Origin of the sequence: Laspinema olomoucense D3b (assembly GCF_025370785.1) — a bacterium.
GTDB lineage: Bacteria > Cyanobacteriota > Cyanobacteriia > Cyanobacteriales > Laspinemataceae > Laspinema > Laspinema olomoucense.
This window is the reverse complement of sequence record NZ_JAMXFA010000034.1, coordinates 1-14340: the sequence shown is the minus strand read 5'-3', so window position 1 is coordinate 14340 and position 14340 is coordinate 1. Positions and strand designations below refer to the sequence as shown.

The following is a 14340-nucleotide window of genomic DNA, read 5'->3' as shown; positions in this document are numbered from 1 at the left end:
CTCTCACTTTAAATTGGGGGGTCGAGGTGTAATTTTTAAAACTCGAATTCCTCACACCCTGGCGATCGCCAGTGGGGATGAGGTTCTCCGATGCCTTTGGTAAAGACTATGGCATCTAAACGCCCAGGGGGCGTAACATTACGCGAATCTGGGATCAGAGCCCCGAAGGAACAAAGTATCGCGGTTGCGGCAGGGAAAGGATGGGGAGAGGGAGAAGGGGGTTCTCCCTGGGGGAAATGTATAAATTTCGGAGTTTCTAAGGGCTTACTGGACTGAGGTAAGCCGATCGCCGATTTTCACGGAACCTGGTGTAATAATTTTAGCCAGTACGCCCGCTTGTAAATGACCATATCGGTTTTTAAGAACCGATAATAACCTTAAATTGCGATCGCCATTGTCAGGATCAACTTCAATATTTGCACAGCGTCCAATTCTTGCTGTAATCACAATCTTAGATTCACCTAAGTAAAACTCTTCTCCGACTCCATTAAATTCTTCCCAAGGTGCAATGCCTTCAAGTAAAATATTGGGTCGAAATCGTCGCACATCAATCAAGGTTCCACAAGCTTCAGTTAACGCATCTAAAGTAGCTTGACTCATTAGAGAAATATGCACAGGTGCACGATCAGGATAGCGGGTTTCTCCACTTCTAACACCGACTAATTGTAAGGGGGAATACTGAGGATGTCTAGCTTCTGGGGTAGGTTCGGCATCGGCAAGAAATCCAGTAAAAAAGGCACTGATGCGATCGCGTTCTGGTTGAGTTTCCGTTGCCGCTTCCAGGAGGGTTACTCCCTGGTGACGAATGGTTAAGCAGTCAGTCTCTGCATTATAAAAACATTCTAATTTAGCTAATTTTGGCCAGTCATTCTGGACGGCAAAATGTGCTTTGCTCATCCAAGGGACGAGGGTTGCCGGTGGCGTATCACTGCCATCTACAAACATCAAGGCAAAGGCGCGATCGCCTCGGATACCACAATCCTCTTCTAGGGTAACACCCTGGATTGGATGCGGGGTTAATCCCTTAATGGGATAGGAGAATAACTGTTTAACTTGAGCTTCTTTCAATGACTTAACCCTCTCTTACTCTCAGAACTTTGTATTCCGGTTTCCTTGCCGGTAATACTTTGAAAATATAAGCCTCCGGCGGTGATTAAAAATCCCAGATAGGCGACAGCTTGAACTAAATACAGTTGCGATCGATATCCAAATAAGGCTTTTAAAACGACCCCAGGAAAGCGGTTGTCTGGCAGAATCTGAGTTGCATCCCAAACCCTGGGTCCTAAAATACAGGAATCGGTTCCGGCATGACACCAACTGGCAAACTGAGGGGCGATCGCACTCAATTCTATCACCGCTAGATTGGCGCTTTTTAAGGCTGAAATTACCAATCCGGAGACGATTAATAGCAAGAACACTCCCATGATTTGGAAGAAGAGGCGCAGGTTAATTTTCACCCCCCATTTGAACAGCAGTGTGCCAATTGCAAAGGCCCCGATTAACCCCGCAAAAGCCCCTAATACCGGGGTCCAACCGCGCTCAAATTGGGCTAAAATAAACACAACCGTTTCAAATCCTTCCCGGAGAACAGCGATAAAAATTAGGGTAAAGACGCCCCAACCTGCCTGATATTCGAGTGATTTTTTGCCCGGTTCTTCCGGGATTGGGGAGGGAGTGTTTTTGGCAAATAAAGCAGCATTTACGGCCCCTTCAACTTCGCCTTTGAGGGATTTGGCTTGTTTTGTCATCCAAATCAGCATCCAACTGAGCATGGCGATCGCAATTAGACAAAATCCCGCTTTTAAACTCGGTGCGATCGCCGGTGCATACCGCCAATCCGACTGTCCCACCGCTTGCAAAATTCCCCCGAAGACAATCCCTACTAATCCACTGGCAACAATTCCCGTTCCTACCCCCGCATACACCCAAGGATTAAGCTGACTTTGTTGAGCTTTTTTCAAACAAGCTAACACAATCCCCACAACTAAAGCAGCTTCTACTCCTTCCCGCAAGGTAATTAAAAATGTCGGTAAAGCAGCACTTAATTCCATCGTTATAAGTTGGATAAAATAATATTAATTCCAGTGGATTAACCTAAAAAAACCATTTCTTTCTCTTCTCCCCCGTACCGCACTAAAAAATTGGATTATTCTCCCTTTCCTTGTAGCAGAGAGCGTTTAAAAAGGTGGTAAGGGGGGTGAGCGAACCTGATATAAATGTATTCATTCACGTCATATCTCGCAGCATCTTCCTGAGTTCAATGATATTAATTTCCGTAGAAGCCACCATTTTTCGCGTAAATTTTTCCAAATAAATACTCCTATTTTGAACAATCTCCAATAAATCTCTATAGCGTTCTAATCCTTTTTTTTCATGATTAATACTTTCTTCAACACTCTTTCTAACTGAATGGGTGTAGCTTTCTTCCATCTTGGAAATCCGCAGACTGGGATGTCCTTCTAATCCCGTGATAATTTCTCCGACTTGTTGAGCGGAATTTAAGGAATCGGTGGCTTGGGCTTGAAAAAAAGTGACGATGGGAATCCGATTGGGTCCGGTTACCATGAGGGAATAGTGGGTATAGCGCACCACCCCCGCTAGTTCAAACTCCATGATACTATTGAGTAATTCAATGGTTTTTTTAAGGTTAAGTTCTTTCATGGTTTTATGAGTGGGGGTCATAAGAGAGATAATTCTGAATATTAAATCCGAGAATTTTTGAGTTTCATCCGGGGTGAAAGCGGATAATTTGGAACGGTTGCACCACCGCAGGGAGGGGGGAAGATTCCTCAAGGTGGTGCGGGTTTAATGCCTAGATTGAGAGCGGCGATCGCCGGTTAAACCAGATTTAGATAAAATCCCGCAACATTTTTTTAATTTCTATGTTGTGCATTTCTTCTTGTCCAATTTGAGTCCGGGCAAATTCTTCCAAATACACGCTGGCATTTTCTACGGTATGGAGCAATTCTTTGTACATATCGAGGGCTTTTTTCTCGTGGTTGAGACTTTCCTCTAAAATGTCACGGACGGAATGGCGATCGCTTTCCTCAATAGGTGCAATTCTGAGGCTAGGATGTCCTTCTAACCCGGTGATAATTTCTCCCACCTGTTGAGCATGGGTGAGGGATTCCGCAGCTTGAGCTTGAAAAAAGCTGACGATGGGAATCCGATTCGGGCCGGTTACCATCAGGGAATAATGAGTATAGCGTACCACACCAGCCAGCTCAAATTCCATAATGGTATTGAGCAAGTTAATGGTTTTTGGAAGGTCAAGGTCTCTCATGTCGTTTTCGCGGGTTTCAGATGGGTTCAATTATTGGAGCATTTTTTGGACGCAATTATCAAGTAGGGATTCCCCTGCTATGACGAGTTATTTGTGCTTGCCACTTCCCACAATTACCAACCTGTAATAATTTACAGTTAGACATCGAAGTAGCTGGCGATCGCAACGGGACCTTGGTGAGATTTTTTGAGAGGGGATGAAATTACCAAAATCCTTAAAAAACTTAATCCTCCTAGGGATGGATTATTTAAGCCCATTGGGAATTTTACCCCAAATCTGAGGGCACAATTCCGATCGGGTTGCCCCAAGTTTCAAGAAAAATTAAGGTTTCCTAACTTATCGGCAAACCGAGGAAAAATTTTTACAAATTTTAACCACCTAACACAGAGAAAATTCCCAAGGTAAACCCCTTACGCAAAAGCCTTTCCAGCCCTTAGATGCTGGGCTTTGATGCAGAACCTCATCCCCTCCTAGGGCATTGTCAAGTTTTCAAAAACGCGCTTTCCTATTGATATTAGAGCGATCGCAACCTGTCCTCAATCCGGAGAAACCTCGGCAATATTCCGAATCAGGCTGTGGCGATCGCCTCAAGCAATTATCCCTTAAACCCTTAAAAAATGAAGAAAAATTTAATTATTCTCACCCTCTTAGCCGGAGTCGTCCCCACCTTACTTTTAGGGTGTGAGCAAGATAGTACCCCACTCATCTCAACTCCCGAACCCGTCGCTGTAGAATCCGCCCCACCCCCGACTCCTGGAACCGAAACCGCCTCTGGAGAAACCGGAACACTGCAAATAGTTGCCAATGGCGAGGACTTCGTGCGAGATGGCTTTACCTCCAAAGATGGTTGGAAAATCAACTTTAATCACGTTTACGTCAACCTTGCCGAAGTCACCGCCTACCAAACCGACCCCCCCTACAATCCTGAAAGCGGCAGTCAGTTAACCGCCAAGCAACAAGTCCAACTGGATGGGGTCAAAACTGTAGACTTGACAGCCACTCCTGAAAACCCCTCCCCAGTCGTCGCGGAAGTCCTTGCACCTGCGGGTCAGTACAATGCCCTATCTTGGAAAATGGTCAAAGGAACCGAAGGCCCTGGGGCAGGCTATAGCTTAGTCATGGATGGAACTGCGGAAAAAGACGGACAAACCCTCCCCTTTGTGCTCAAACTCGATCGCGAAATGGCTTTCACCTGCGGCGAGTTCGTCGGGGATCAACGCAAAGGCATGGTTTCCCCCGGCAGTAAGGGCCAGTTAGAAGCCACCTTCCATTTTGATCACCTGTTTGGCGATGCTGGTGCACCGGCAGATGATGAACTGAATGTCAACGCCTTGGGATTTGAGCCGATCGCTGCTTTAGCCTCCGGGGATCAGGTGAATCTGACCCGTACAGAACTCCAACAAGCCCTCAGCACAGCAGATTATCAAACCCTGGAAAACCTCCTCCCCTCCTTGGGTCACGTTGGAGAAGGTCATTGTCAGGAATCTACGTCATCATGATAGACAGCCCGACCCTGCGATCGTTGCAGGGGGAAATACCTACTCAGGGATCGAAACTTTACCATGATTAATCGACCAATCACCCCAACTGCTGCGAAGGCAGTCCTCTGGGCGTTTGCCAGTGGGCTGTTTGCCTGGACCCTTGGGAATCCTCTGCCCGCGATCGCCCACGGGGTTCAACTGACTCATCAGACCCTAGAAGCCGTGGAGGTCCAGGCCCTCTACGATAATGGCGACCCCATCTCCAATGCTCAAATAACTGTTTATGCCCCTACGGACCCCGAAACGCCCTGGCAGCAAGGGACAGCGGACAAAAACGGACGGTTTTTGTTTGCCCCTGACCCCTCCCTGCCGGGAAATTGGGCAGTGAGGGTCCGGCAAGCGGGTCACGGGGCGATCCTAAATGTGGCGATCGCCTCCGAACCTGACCCCGAGGCGGCAGTCGCCCCTCCCAATGCCACCAGCGTTCCCGAGGTGGCCCCCACTTCCGGGTTCCTCAGTTCCCGCCGTCCCTCTGTCAACCCCCTGCCGACAGCCTTGGCGATCGCCTCCGGGGTCTGGGGATTTGTGGGAACTGCCTTGTTTTTTTCCCGGTTTAATGGCAACGGACGAGGCGGTCCCCGCAAAGAAGAAGATTCCGTTGCCTAATTAAATCTCTCCCTTAATATAAATTCAGCCTGCTGGCATTCTCTCTTTTTCCTTTGATTCAATGCATATTCCCGATGGTATTCTTCCAGCTAGTCTTTGTATCGCCAGTTATGGCGCAACCGGGGCCGCCACTTGGTATTCCCTGCGCCAAATTAATCGCGATCGCAATCCCCACGCCCAAATTCCCAAAGCCTCCTTACTCACCGCAGCGTTTTTCGTCGCCTCTTGGATTCATATCCCCGTCCCTCCCGTCAGCGTTCACTTAATTCTCAATGGACTCTTAGGCACTGTCCTCGGTTATTATGCCTTTCCCGCCATTCTGATTGGGTTATTTTTCCAAGCCATTATGTTTGGTCATGGGGGACTCACTACCCTGGGAGTCAATGCCATTATGATGGGAATTCCTGCCTTAATTGCTTACCAAATCTTTCAAATGCGCCATTGGTTCAAACACCGATGGGAAAACATTACCCTTAGTTTATTTGCCTTTCTAGCCGGGGGCATCGGCTTAGGACTAGCGGCGGCCATTTTTTTCATTCTGATTATCACCACCATTCCCGGGGAATTAGATGTTACTACGGAAAGAAATGCCATTTATGGACTGATGTTGGCTCACATTCCCTTGATGCTGATTGAAGGGTTGTTTACCGCCATGTTAGTCATCTTTCTTAATCGGGTCAAACCGGAATTAATTTCTAATTAATTTGCCATCAAAAAAAACCCGCACCCTCAAGGGTGGGGCTACACGGGCAAAGCCTGCCTACGCAGGCTCAAGAGTAGAATAGGTCTTTCACAAGCGGATTTAGGATGATACCCAATCGGAGGCTAAAAAGTCGTTTTTATCGGTTAGCCCGCGCAGGCGGGCTTTGTCCCTATAGCCCCACCCTTTAGGGTGCGGGTGTGTGACCCATTTGACCAGCGAATTTAGGATTAAATCTAATTATAAAGGAACTCGAATGAAGTTTGGATTAGACGATTATGCTCATTTAGAATCCCCATTACACCAATGGGAACCCCGATGTAAATTAATGGGGTTGATGGGATTAATTTTTGCCTTTGCAATGGTGCGGGATCAGCGTTTGATTCTACCCATGTTAGGGGTGAGTGCGGGAATTTATGCCCTGTCTCAACTCCCGATTTCTTACTGGCGGATGCGGTTGCGTTATCCGGGATTATTTCTGGTGGGAGTTGTGGGATTCCTGCCCTTTATTTCCGGACAGACGGTGCTATTTCAACTGGGCCCTATTGCTTTATATCAAGAAGGAACTCTGGCAATGATCGGCATTGCAAGTCGGTTTTTAGCCATTATTACGCTATCGCTGGTTTTGTTTGGAACAGCTTCTTTTTTAACCACCATTAAAACCCTGCGATCGCTGGGGATTTCTCCGATTTTAACCGATATGATGGTGCTGTTTTATCGGTATTTATTTGAACTAGGCGATCGCCTCCATACGATGCAGTCCGCCATGCGCTTGCGAGGGTTTAAACGCACCCGCCTTACTCCCCGGGCTTTACAAACCTTTGCCTCGGTTGCGGGAACGCTTTTAGTCCAGAGTTATGAACAATCGGAACGGATTTATCAGGCGATGCGATTGCGGGGTTATGGTCAAAAAACCGTTCTATCCCAGAGTCAGTCTTGGCATCTTAAAGATGCCCTGGGTTTAGGATTGGTCCTAAGCCTTGCGGCTACTTTTATGGCGGCTGAATTTTGGCTATCTTCTGGCATTTTATAACTTGAACTTGCGGGAGGCTTCTTCATACAAGAACAAGGCTAAATCGCGGATCAGTTCTTCATTGTCGAAACTATCGCCGAATTTAGTTTTTGCCATTTCAATACAGGTTTTCATCAAATCCGATGAGCGTTCCAAATGAGTGGCGATCGCCACCCATTCCGCCTCTTCCCCGGGAGATAGATCCGGAATTGTTATCTCGGCTACCTTTCTTCGTTGCAGTTCCTCCGAAAATCCAGCAGCAACAATCCCCGCAGGCAAGGCAAACAATCCAATCCCAATAAAGGCTAGGGTTGCCCCAAATAATTTACCCAAAGGAGTTACCGGATACACATCCCCATACCCCACCGTAGTTAATGTCACCACTCCCCACCACATCGCCGCCGGAATACTGGGAAACGCCTCCGGTTGTTCCTGACTTTCAGCAAAAAACATCAAACTTGAGGCGAAAATTAGTAAAATAAACACCGTAAACAAGGTCATGATTAATTCATTTTTTTTAGACTCAATCACCCGAAGAATGGTTTGGAGAGCTTCCGAGTATCGAATTAATTTAAGCAGTCGCAGCAAGCGAAAAACATTAGTAAATTTTATGGATTTAATAAGAGGGAATAATAACATTAAATAAAAGGGCAAAATTGCCATTAAATCAATCACCACTAACGGCGTCATCGCATACCGCAAGCGCCCCCAAAGGGGATGAGCATATCGTGCATCGACAGTACAGCACCAAAGTTGGAGAATATATAATAAACTAAAGCAGGCTACGGCCACCAGTTCGATTTCATCAACAAACAACTTAAAATTAGAGGAAATAAATGCCGAAGTTCCTAAAATAAAAGCCGTCACGTCTAAAACAACTAACAGGCTCACCGCCCAGTCATCAACTCGGCTTAATAAATCCGTGGTGTCTGAATATTCGAGAATTTGATAAACTCTAGCTTTTAGGGATTGGCTCATGATGTGGGATTTAGCTCATGACACTTTAAAAAATTAACCGCACTATTGGAAATAGTATCATATCCGATGAAAGAACAGATAGAACCCTTAACCTCTAACAACCTGGCAGATAATCTCCCAGGGAATCTTTTAGAAGTAGCATCGAATTCTGTGGTGATCGACCGGGGGAATGCAGCGATCGCCATTGATGAACTTTGCTTTTCTTACCCTGACAAAGCCGATGTTTTACAAAACATCAGTCTGCGAATCAACCCCGGCGATCGCGTCGGACTGATTGGGTCCAATGGTGCAGGAAAAACCAGTTTATTTTTATCCATTTGTGGCATTCTCAAGCCGATTTCCGGCCAAATCAGCCTCTTCAATCGCCCCGTAGTCCCTGGGGAATTCTATCCGGAAATCGGGTTAGTTTTTCAAAACCCAAACGATCAGCTATTCTCTGCTTCCGTCTGGGATGATGTTGCCTTCGGACCGCAAAACATGGGACTGTCTGGGTCAGAATTGAGCGATCGCGTTAGAATTGCCCTTGATTTAACGGGAGTTCGGGACCTGGAAACTCGTCCCCCCCATCATCTTTCTGGCGGACAAAAGCGCATGGTAGCGATCGCCACAGTTCTAGCCATGCAACCTCAAATTATCCTCTATGATGAACCCAGCGCCAACCTAGATTTGCGAGCCCGTCGGCGTTTAATCCACTTTTTGCAAACCTCTCAGGAAACCTTACTAATTTCCTCTCACGACTTAGAACTGATTTTGGAAGTGTGCGATCGGGTCATTCTCATGGATGAAGGACGCATCATCACCACCGGCAGTCCCGATGTTGTCATGGCAGATGCACCCCTGATGGAAGCACATGGTTTAGAAAAACCCCACTCTCTCCTGCGCCATCGCCCGCTTCATCACCCCTAATCCCCGACCCTGCCATCAGAGGGGCACTAGCGCTTAGAAACCGGGTTTCTTGTCCAAATTTCTGCTAATTTTCCAGAAATTCGTGCCAGAAACCCGGTTTCTTGTCCTCATCGATTTCATGCTGTACCGACCCCCAAGAAAACTGGGCGATCGCCAAAGTTATATAAATTTTCTGTATCAATCCCACGCAACCTCTACCCGACAGCCTACCGTCTGTATAACCTATCCCGGGAGTGCGGATTTCCCCTGCCCAGACAGAATATCCAATTGTCCCAGCAGAAATCAAGATTTCCCTGTATCATAATCCTTTAGCCGCTCAATAGGAGACCTTCTCATGGATCTCGTTAGTTTGCTCATTACCTGGCTCATAACCGCCATCAGCTTGTTTATTATTTCTAAACTGCCCACCGGCGTAGAAATAGATGGATTTCAAAAAGCCTTAATTTCCGCTGCCGTTTTTGGCGTTTTAAACGCGCTAATTAAGCCCATTTTACAAGTTTTAGCCTTGCCCATCACCTTCCTCACCCTGGGATTGTTCAGCCTGATTATCAATGCGATTATCTTTGGATTAGCTGCTTGGTTAGTGACGGGATTTCGCCTCCGTTGGGGATTTTGGAGTGCCCTCATCGGGACCTTAGCCCTCAGCTTTATTAACTCCATCTTGTTTAACCTGTTGGGAAGACTTTAATCCCAACCTGTGCAAAATTGCCCCGCCTAACTTCCTTATAAAGTGGGTAAATACAAAAGCGATCGCCCCTTTTTTAACTTAAAATAAAGACAATTGTCGATACTCAGGCATCTCATTGCAATCCCAACTGGGCGATCGTTTTTCTGTCCCGTTCTCCCCAAAGGGCATCCCTTTATCCAAACAGTCCAACGCCTGTCTAATATTTCGGGCTAAATTTTGAGCAAACTTGACCGGAACCGCATTCCCAATCTGGAGATGAATATCCCGTTTATTCCCTCCCATAAATACCCAATCATCCGGAAAGGTTTGTAATCGCGCATATTCCCGATGAGTAAAACTGCGAATTCGCGACGCCTCAATTCGCCACAAGGGAACCGTCGATTGAGAATTCCGGACAAACTCACCATTGACTCGATCTTTTTCATACCGTCCCGCCACCACATTTCCTTGAGCCCATCCCCAAATTGTTGCTGAATCTATCGCTGGAAAGGGTGCATCGTAGGACCGAATGGGATGACCATCTGATGCCGTTCTGGATAACCGGACCGGCAGGACTTCCTCTTCTAAATTAAAGGGATTGCCGGTTTCTCGATGCACTTTACTCTTAAATCCCCATTGCGGATTGTGGTTCGGGAGTTCCCTTGCTTCTCCTTGGGCTAAATCATAAATAAACTCTCGAATGGTTGTGAGTTTCCCTGGTCGGGGTAACGTATATTCCGAGGGCAAATTATTTTTAAATCCAATAAAAATAAACCGACGCCTCGTTTGAGGAACCCCATAATAGCACACTTTGAAAATATCAAAAACTACCTGATAGCCAATGCCATTTAGATCTTGAATAATAGTTTCACTAAAGGGCAAACCCGTCTGAGGCGATCGCATGGTTCGCAAATTTAGTACATTTTCAATCAAAACAATCCGAGGCTGACAAATTTCCGCAATCCGAATCACCTCTTTATACAGTAAATTTCTGGGATCACTTTCCTGGCGGTTTCCCCCCAAGGAAAATCCTTGACAGGGAACCCCAGCCAGCAAAACGTCTGTTTGTTCTGCGAATTTGGGATAGTAGGAACGAACATCGGCTAATTTTACATTCCATTGGCTTCTATTTTGTTGCAGAGTTTGAATACACCAAGGATTGATATCAATGGCTTCTAAGACCCTAAAACCCTCCATTTCAAACCCTAAATCTAATCCTCCTGCACCGGCAAATAGACTCAGAACTGAATAGGAACATTTTGGGGAAATCATGGCTAAGGATGGAGGAGATAACTTCATCACTATTTTAACTAATGATTGACACTTTTCAAAGTAACCCGGAGGCCATTTACTCCCTTAAGTCGGTAGGCTAAAAAACGGTGGACTGTCCCCGATAAGGGATTTTTTTGATAATTGGGAGTTAAGGTATTGCTTCTTAAATCAAAGAAATAGCCGATAACTTGTTGCTCAGCTTCTACACGCACCAGTTCACCGACTACATCAAGGCGGGGATCTGGCTGGTGTTCATCGGGTAGAATTAGGGTAATTTGTTGCTCAGTTCCCGTTATAATTCCGTAAGGGGTTGGAGCAATATACATCTTTCTATCCCGAATTTTGAGGTCACCATAACTCCCAAATCCTGTCAAATTTTTATTTTTATGAACATACTGGCGATCGGCATTTAAAAAGTCACCATGACAAATAACGAGGTCCAAAACCGGATACTCATTCTCCTTAACATTGGCAGGATATCGCCCAAAAACATAGTAAATCGTTCTCTCTTTGTGATCTCCTACGGGAACTTGGCTGTTACAGTCATAATCTGCGGTCCTTCCTGGGTAAGCCAAACCTTTAATTTCATAGCCTTCTGCCTGGTCAGTCAATATAAAATCTGGGTAAAGATTTCGCCCCGGTTTTGTATAGTTAATTTTGGTTTCTTCCAAGCGATTCTCAAACCATTTTTGAAAATGGAATTCTTTATCTTGAAGACTTGTCCTCTGGATTAGAACCCCTTGACTAATGGCATCATGGCAAGCAATGAAAATATCTATGCATTGATTGTAACTAGATTCGGTTTTGGGGTTCATAGCACTAATAATTACCTGAGGTTTTCCCTTAAATGAGTTTTTCCGAAGTCAGGGCATTTCTTCTATTTTTTACGCTTTTCAATTAAAGCTCCAAATTTTAGCCCGCCTAGGCGGGCTAAATTCATGTAAACCCATCTTTATAGGGTAAGAGATTTCTAATCCTGCTGATTGGCGAATTGGCGCGCCCCGAGGAAGGATAATCCCAAGGCAGCGATCGCCAGCACAACAATACTATACCAAGGGAACTGACTCATATCATAAGCGGCAGCCCTTAGTCCGATACTGGTATAGGTCAAAGGCAACAGATAAACCACCACTTTTAAGGCGGCTGGTAATTGCGCCGGATCAAAAAAAGTTGCCCCTAAAAATGACATGGGAACAATGATAAAATTGTTATAAATTCCCACACTTTCCAAGGATTTTACCGTTAATCCCACTAAAACTCCCAATCCCGAAAATATGGCACAATTTAGCAGCAATACCAGTAAAAATAGGGGATTGAGAAAACTCCAAATTTTGCCGGTAAACAGAATCGCGACGAGGAGGACGGAACCCGATGTCATCAACCCGCGCAAAATTCCCGCCATCATTTTCCCCAGATATAAGGAGAGGGGATGAATCGGCAACAGCAGCATTTCTTCAAAGTTTTTGGTAAACAAGCGTTCCCCACAAATGGAAAACACTGTCCCCGCAAAACAGATCGTCATGGAAGACAGGGCGACCATTCCTGGTAACATGAATTCTAAGTAACTATTTCCCCCATCCATGCCCGATCGCATGGTATTTCCTAATCCTAAGCCAAATGCTAGAATATAAATCAAAGGAGAGACCAGGCCCGAGGCGGCCACTTGGACCAATCGCACCCGTAAATCCAGCCAGTCTCCCCATAAAATCGTGATACTATCTTGCCACAGGGTTGATAGGGGCGACTGCGATCGCCCAGAAGTCACTTCCGGTTTTAGTCTGAGTTCAGATGCCACAATACCCGCTTGTTGTCTTGTTTTCCTTCTTCAGTTTTACAACACTTCCACGACTTTGTTTCGAGAAGAAAAACCCGATTTAATCACAATCGCAGATTTGGGAACCTCAAATTTATCCGCCAACAGTTTGATTAACTCTGCATTCGCCTTGCCATCAACCGGGGGAGATTTCAGGCGAATCGTCAAACTGCCATCGGTTTCTTCTGTAATCTGCTGTTGTTTAGAATTCGGTTTAACTTTAATTCGGTAGAGAGGCACAATTTAAGCAACAACAGGACTAATCATCTGATCCAACACCGATCGCGCCGCGACTAAATCATAAGGAATCCGAGGTTTCATCGGGCGATAATCCTTGGGATGGGGGGACCCATTTCGCAATACTGCATTGACCACCAGACAGGGTTCATCACTGAAATTAATCGCACTATGGGGAACCCCAGGCGGAATAGTGACCACTGCCGGATAGCGATCGCTCAAGGGAATATAGCGATATTGGCGGTTCTGTAACACTACTAACACAAAACTGCCCCGAACCACCAGCAATTGATCCGTCTGAAAACGGTGAACGAATAAATCATCGCAGGCCCTCGCTTTCACCTGAACTAACATGGTTTCATGACTGGACTGGGGGGTATAAAACTCACTCATGCCAGACTGCATGGTTTCTAAAGGCCGGATTTTAACAGATTGAGTTAAACTCATGGATTTTCCTCCAAATGGTTTCTTATGCTTCTGATTATGGCGCGGGTGTTAATAAATTTTTGTAAATATCGTCACTAACTTGACAAAAGTATGGTATAGAAGGCTGCAAAGCCCCCAAATTATGAGGAAATCGGTCATGACTCAGCAACATCCCCATCCCAAGCGTCGCCCGGATCTCACCGGATGGATTGTCCGATTTGTCTGTGGGGCGATCGCCGGAATATTTATCGCGATTTTCTTCCTTTGGGATGGGATGACTGTCGGAGGGGTAGTCGCCTTGAGTTTAGGATTAGGAACCCTATTTGGGTTGTGCGCGGCCCAATGGGGCGATCGCTTTTGGCAATTCCTGGGGCGCTGGTTTTAACCCAGATTGAGGATTAAACTGCCGCCCGGTCACGATGCTCGATTTTCGTGCCTAAAACCTTGAGAAATTCCGCCAACCAAGCGGAATGGGCAGGCCAAGCAGGGGCCGTGACCAGATTGCCATCAACGATCGCCTCATCTACTGCGATCGCCACATAAGTCCCCCCAGCGCGAGTCACATCGGGACCACAGGCGGGGTAAGCAGTGCAGCGTTTCCCTTGCAGAACATCCGCCGCCGCCAATAGTTGCAAACCATGACAAATTGAGGCGATCGGCTTATTTTCCTGAGCAAAATGACGGGTAATTTCCAAAACCCGCTGATTCAGGCGAATGTATTCCGGCGCACGTCCCCCCGGAATCACCAAAGCATCATAAGTCGCCGGATCCACTTCCGCAAACGTCGCATTCAGGGTGAAATTGTGACCCGGTTTTTCGCTATAGGGTTTGCTGAAAAAGTTATAAAAAGCAGGGGGGGTAAATGAACAAGAGGCCCCTATTCCTGCACCAATAAACAG

19 protein-coding genes are annotated in these 14340 nt (G+C 46.2%); 7 read left to right on the top strand and 12 right to left on the bottom strand.

Annotated elements, in window-relative coordinates; genetic code table 11:
- Window positions 1-264 precede the first annotated feature (264 nt).
- The 4 genes from NG792_RS21255 to NG792_RS21240 all read right to left on the bottom strand — a co-directional run bounded on the left by NG792_RS21255 (window position 265) and on the right by NG792_RS21240 (window position 3283).
- Window positions 265-1068: an MOSC domain-containing protein gene (locus NG792_RS21255; protein WP_261198270.1), complete on the bottom strand. Its 804-nt coding sequence runs from the start codon at window positions 1066-1068 to the stop codon at window positions 265-267.
- Window positions 1065-2051: an FTR1 family iron permease gene (locus NG792_RS21250; protein WP_261236716.1), complete on the bottom strand. Its 987-nt coding sequence runs from the start codon at window positions 2049-2051 to the stop codon at window positions 1065-1067. The genes NG792_RS21255 and NG792_RS21250 overlap by 4 nt, the downstream gene beginning before the upstream one ends.
- A 175-nt stretch (window positions 2052-2226) precedes the next feature.
- Entirely contained in the window at window positions 2227-2661 is a 435-nt protein-coding gene (locus tag NG792_RS21245) for a ferritin-like domain-containing protein (protein ID WP_261236715.1), read from the bottom strand.
- A gap of 187 nt (window positions 2662-2848) precedes the next feature.
- Window positions 2849-3283, bottom strand: a complete 435-nt coding sequence (locus NG792_RS21240; RefSeq protein ID WP_261198267.1) for a ferritin-like domain-containing protein — start codon at window positions 3281-3283, stop codon at window positions 2849-2851.
- 617 nt (window positions 3284-3900) lie between these two features.
- Here NG792_RS21240 and NG792_RS21235 point away from each other — a divergent pair.
- The 4 genes from NG792_RS21235 (at window position 3901) to cbiQ (ending at window position 7163) form a co-directional block, all read left to right on the top strand.
- Window positions 3901-4782 carry a DUF4382 domain-containing protein gene (locus NG792_RS21235; protein WP_261236714.1) on the top strand — a complete coding sequence of 294 codons (882 nt, stop codon included), beginning with the start codon at window positions 3901-3903 and terminating at the stop codon, window positions 4780-4782.
- 63 nt (window positions 4783-4845) lie between these two features.
- Window positions 4846-5430, top strand: coding sequence for a carboxypeptidase-like regulatory domain-containing protein (locus tag NG792_RS21230; RefSeq protein WP_261198265.1), 585 nt, complete (start codon window positions 4846-4848; stop codon window positions 5428-5430).
- A 61-nt stretch (window positions 5431-5491) separates the two neighbouring features.
- Window positions 5492-6133 (top strand): cobalt transporter CbiM, encoded by a 642-nt coding sequence (gene cbiM, locus NG792_RS21225; protein WP_261198264.1) that lies wholly within the window; start codon window positions 5492-5494, stop codon window positions 6131-6133.
- 253 nt (window positions 6134-6386) lie between these two features.
- A complete protein-coding gene (gene cbiQ / locus NG792_RS21220; protein WP_261236713.1) occupies window positions 6387-7163 on the top strand; it encodes a cobalt ECF transporter T component CbiQ in 777 nt (258 codons plus the stop codon).
- Here cbiQ and NG792_RS21215 read toward each other — a convergent pair.
- Window positions 7158-8120 carry an ion transporter gene (locus NG792_RS21215; RefSeq protein WP_261198262.1) on the bottom strand — a complete coding sequence of 321 codons (963 nt, stop codon included), beginning with the start codon at window positions 8118-8120 and terminating at the stop codon, window positions 7158-7160. The two genes, cbiQ and NG792_RS21215, sit on opposite strands and share 6 nt — an antisense overlap.
- Window positions 8121-8186: 66 nt before the next feature.
- Between NG792_RS21215 and NG792_RS21210 the strand changes: the two genes are divergently transcribed.
- Window positions 8187-9026, top strand: coding sequence for an energy-coupling factor ABC transporter ATP-binding protein (locus NG792_RS21210; RefSeq protein WP_261198261.1), 840 nt, complete (start codon window positions 8187-8189; stop codon window positions 9024-9026).
- Between the two features lie 64 nt (window positions 9027-9090).
- Here the strand turns inward: NG792_RS21210 and NG792_RS21205 are convergent, their stop codons facing one another.
- Window positions 9091-9213 carry a hypothetical protein gene (locus NG792_RS21205; RefSeq protein WP_261236712.1) on the bottom strand — a complete coding sequence of 41 codons (123 nt, stop codon included), beginning with the start codon at window positions 9211-9213 and terminating at the stop codon, window positions 9091-9093.
- 147 nt (window positions 9214-9360) lie between these two features.
- Between NG792_RS21205 and NG792_RS21200 the strand changes: the two genes are divergently transcribed.
- On the top strand, window positions 9361-9714 hold the full coding sequence (locus NG792_RS21200) for a phage holin family protein (RefSeq protein WP_261198258.1): 354 nt from the start codon (window positions 9361-9363) through the stop codon (window positions 9712-9714).
- Window positions 9715-9792: 78 nt separating this feature from the next.
- Here the strand turns inward: NG792_RS21200 and NG792_RS21195 are convergent, their stop codons facing one another.
- The 5 genes from NG792_RS21195 to NG792_RS21175 all read right to left on the bottom strand — a co-directional run bounded on the left by NG792_RS21195 (window position 9793) and on the right by NG792_RS21175 (window position 13462).
- The gene (locus NG792_RS21195) at window positions 9793-10992 is read right to left on the bottom strand and encodes a DNA cytosine methyltransferase (RefSeq protein ID WP_261236711.1); all 1200 of its coding nucleotides are present in this window, start codon (window positions 10990-10992) and stop codon (window positions 9793-9795) included.
- Between the two features lie 11 nt (window positions 10993-11003).
- Window positions 11004-11780 (bottom strand): hypothetical protein, encoded by a 777-nt coding sequence (locus NG792_RS21190; protein WP_261236710.1) that lies wholly within the window; start codon window positions 11778-11780, stop codon window positions 11004-11006.
- 155 nt (window positions 11781-11935) lie between these two features.
- Window positions 11936-12760 carry an ABC transporter permease gene (locus NG792_RS21185; RefSeq protein ID WP_261236709.1) on the bottom strand — a complete coding sequence of 275 codons (825 nt, stop codon included), beginning with the start codon at window positions 12758-12760 and terminating at the stop codon, window positions 11936-11938.
- A gap of 36 nt (window positions 12761-12796) precedes the next feature.
- Window positions 12797-13018 (bottom strand): DUF167 domain-containing protein, encoded by a 222-nt coding sequence (locus tag NG792_RS21180; protein WP_261236708.1) that lies wholly within the window; start codon window positions 13016-13018, stop codon window positions 12797-12799.
- Between the two features lie 3 nt (window positions 13019-13021).
- The gene (locus NG792_RS21175) at window positions 13022-13462 is read right to left on the bottom strand and encodes a cupin domain-containing protein (protein WP_261198252.1); all 441 of its coding nucleotides are present in this window, start codon (window positions 13460-13462) and stop codon (window positions 13022-13024) included.
- Window positions 13463-13598: 136 nt separating this feature from the next.
- On the opposite strand from NG792_RS21175, the gene NG792_RS21170 reads away from it, so the two are divergent.
- Window positions 13599-13826, top strand: coding sequence for a hypothetical protein (locus tag NG792_RS21170; RefSeq protein ID WP_261198251.1), 228 nt, complete (start codon window positions 13599-13601; stop codon window positions 13824-13826).
- 13 nt (window positions 13827-13839) lie between these two features.
- Here NG792_RS21170 and NG792_RS21165 read toward each other — a convergent pair.
- Window positions 13840-14340, bottom strand: a 501-nt coding sequence (locus tag NG792_RS21165) for a DJ-1/PfpI family protein (RefSeq protein ID WP_261236707.1), incomplete at its 5' end; no start/stop codon positions are given.

What these genes read in the sequence shown, in the direction of transcription:
- NG792_RS21175 (WP_261198252.1), bottom strand. Translation starts at nt 13,462, where the DNA reads ATGAGTTTAACTCAATCTGTTAAAATCCGGCCTTTAGAAACCATGCAG.
- NG792_RS21245 (WP_261236715.1), bottom strand. Translation starts at nt 2,661, where the DNA reads ATGAAAGAACTTAACCTTAAAAAAACCATTGAATTACTCAATAGTATC.
- NG792_RS21240 (WP_261198267.1), bottom strand. Translation starts at nt 3,283, where the DNA reads ATGAGAGACCTTGACCTTCCAAAAACCATTAACTTGCTCAATACCATT.
- NG792_RS21235 (WP_261236714.1), top strand. Translation starts at nt 3,901, where the DNA reads ATGAAGAAAAATTTAATTATTCTCACCCTCTTAGCCGGAGTCGTCCCC.
- NG792_RS21250 (WP_261236716.1), bottom strand. Translation starts at nt 2,051, where the DNA reads ATGGAATTAAGTGCTGCTTTACCGACATTTTTAATTACCTTGCGGGAA.
- NG792_RS21195 (WP_261236711.1), bottom strand. Translation starts at nt 10,992, where the DNA reads ATGAAGTTATCTCCTCCATCCTTAGCCATGATTTCCCCAAAATGTTCC.
- NG792_RS21170 (WP_261198251.1), top strand. Translation starts at nt 13,599, where the DNA reads ATGACTCAGCAACATCCCCATCCCAAGCGTCGCCCGGATCTCACCGGA.
- NG792_RS21230 (WP_261198265.1), top strand. Translation starts at nt 4,846, where the DNA reads ATGATTAATCGACCAATCACCCCAACTGCTGCGAAGGCAGTCCTCTGG.
- NG792_RS21200 (WP_261198258.1), top strand. Translation starts at nt 9,361, where the DNA reads ATGGATCTCGTTAGTTTGCTCATTACCTGGCTCATAACCGCCATCAGC.
- NG792_RS21190 (WP_261236710.1), bottom strand. Translation starts at nt 11,780, where the DNA reads ATGAACCCCAAAACCGAATCTAGTTACAATCAATGCATAGATATTTTC.
- NG792_RS21210 (WP_261198261.1), top strand. Translation starts at nt 8,187, where the DNA reads ATGAAAGAACAGATAGAACCCTTAACCTCTAACAACCTGGCAGATAAT.
- cbiQ (WP_261236713.1), top strand. Translation starts at nt 6,387, where the DNA reads ATGAAGTTTGGATTAGACGATTATGCTCATTTAGAATCCCCATTACAC.
- cbiM (WP_261198264.1), top strand. Translation starts at nt 5,492, where the DNA reads ATGCATATTCCCGATGGTATTCTTCCAGCTAGTCTTTGTATCGCCAGT.
- NG792_RS21215 (WP_261198262.1), bottom strand. Translation starts at nt 8,120, where the DNA reads ATGAGCCAATCCCTAAAAGCTAGAGTTTATCAAATTCTCGAATATTCA.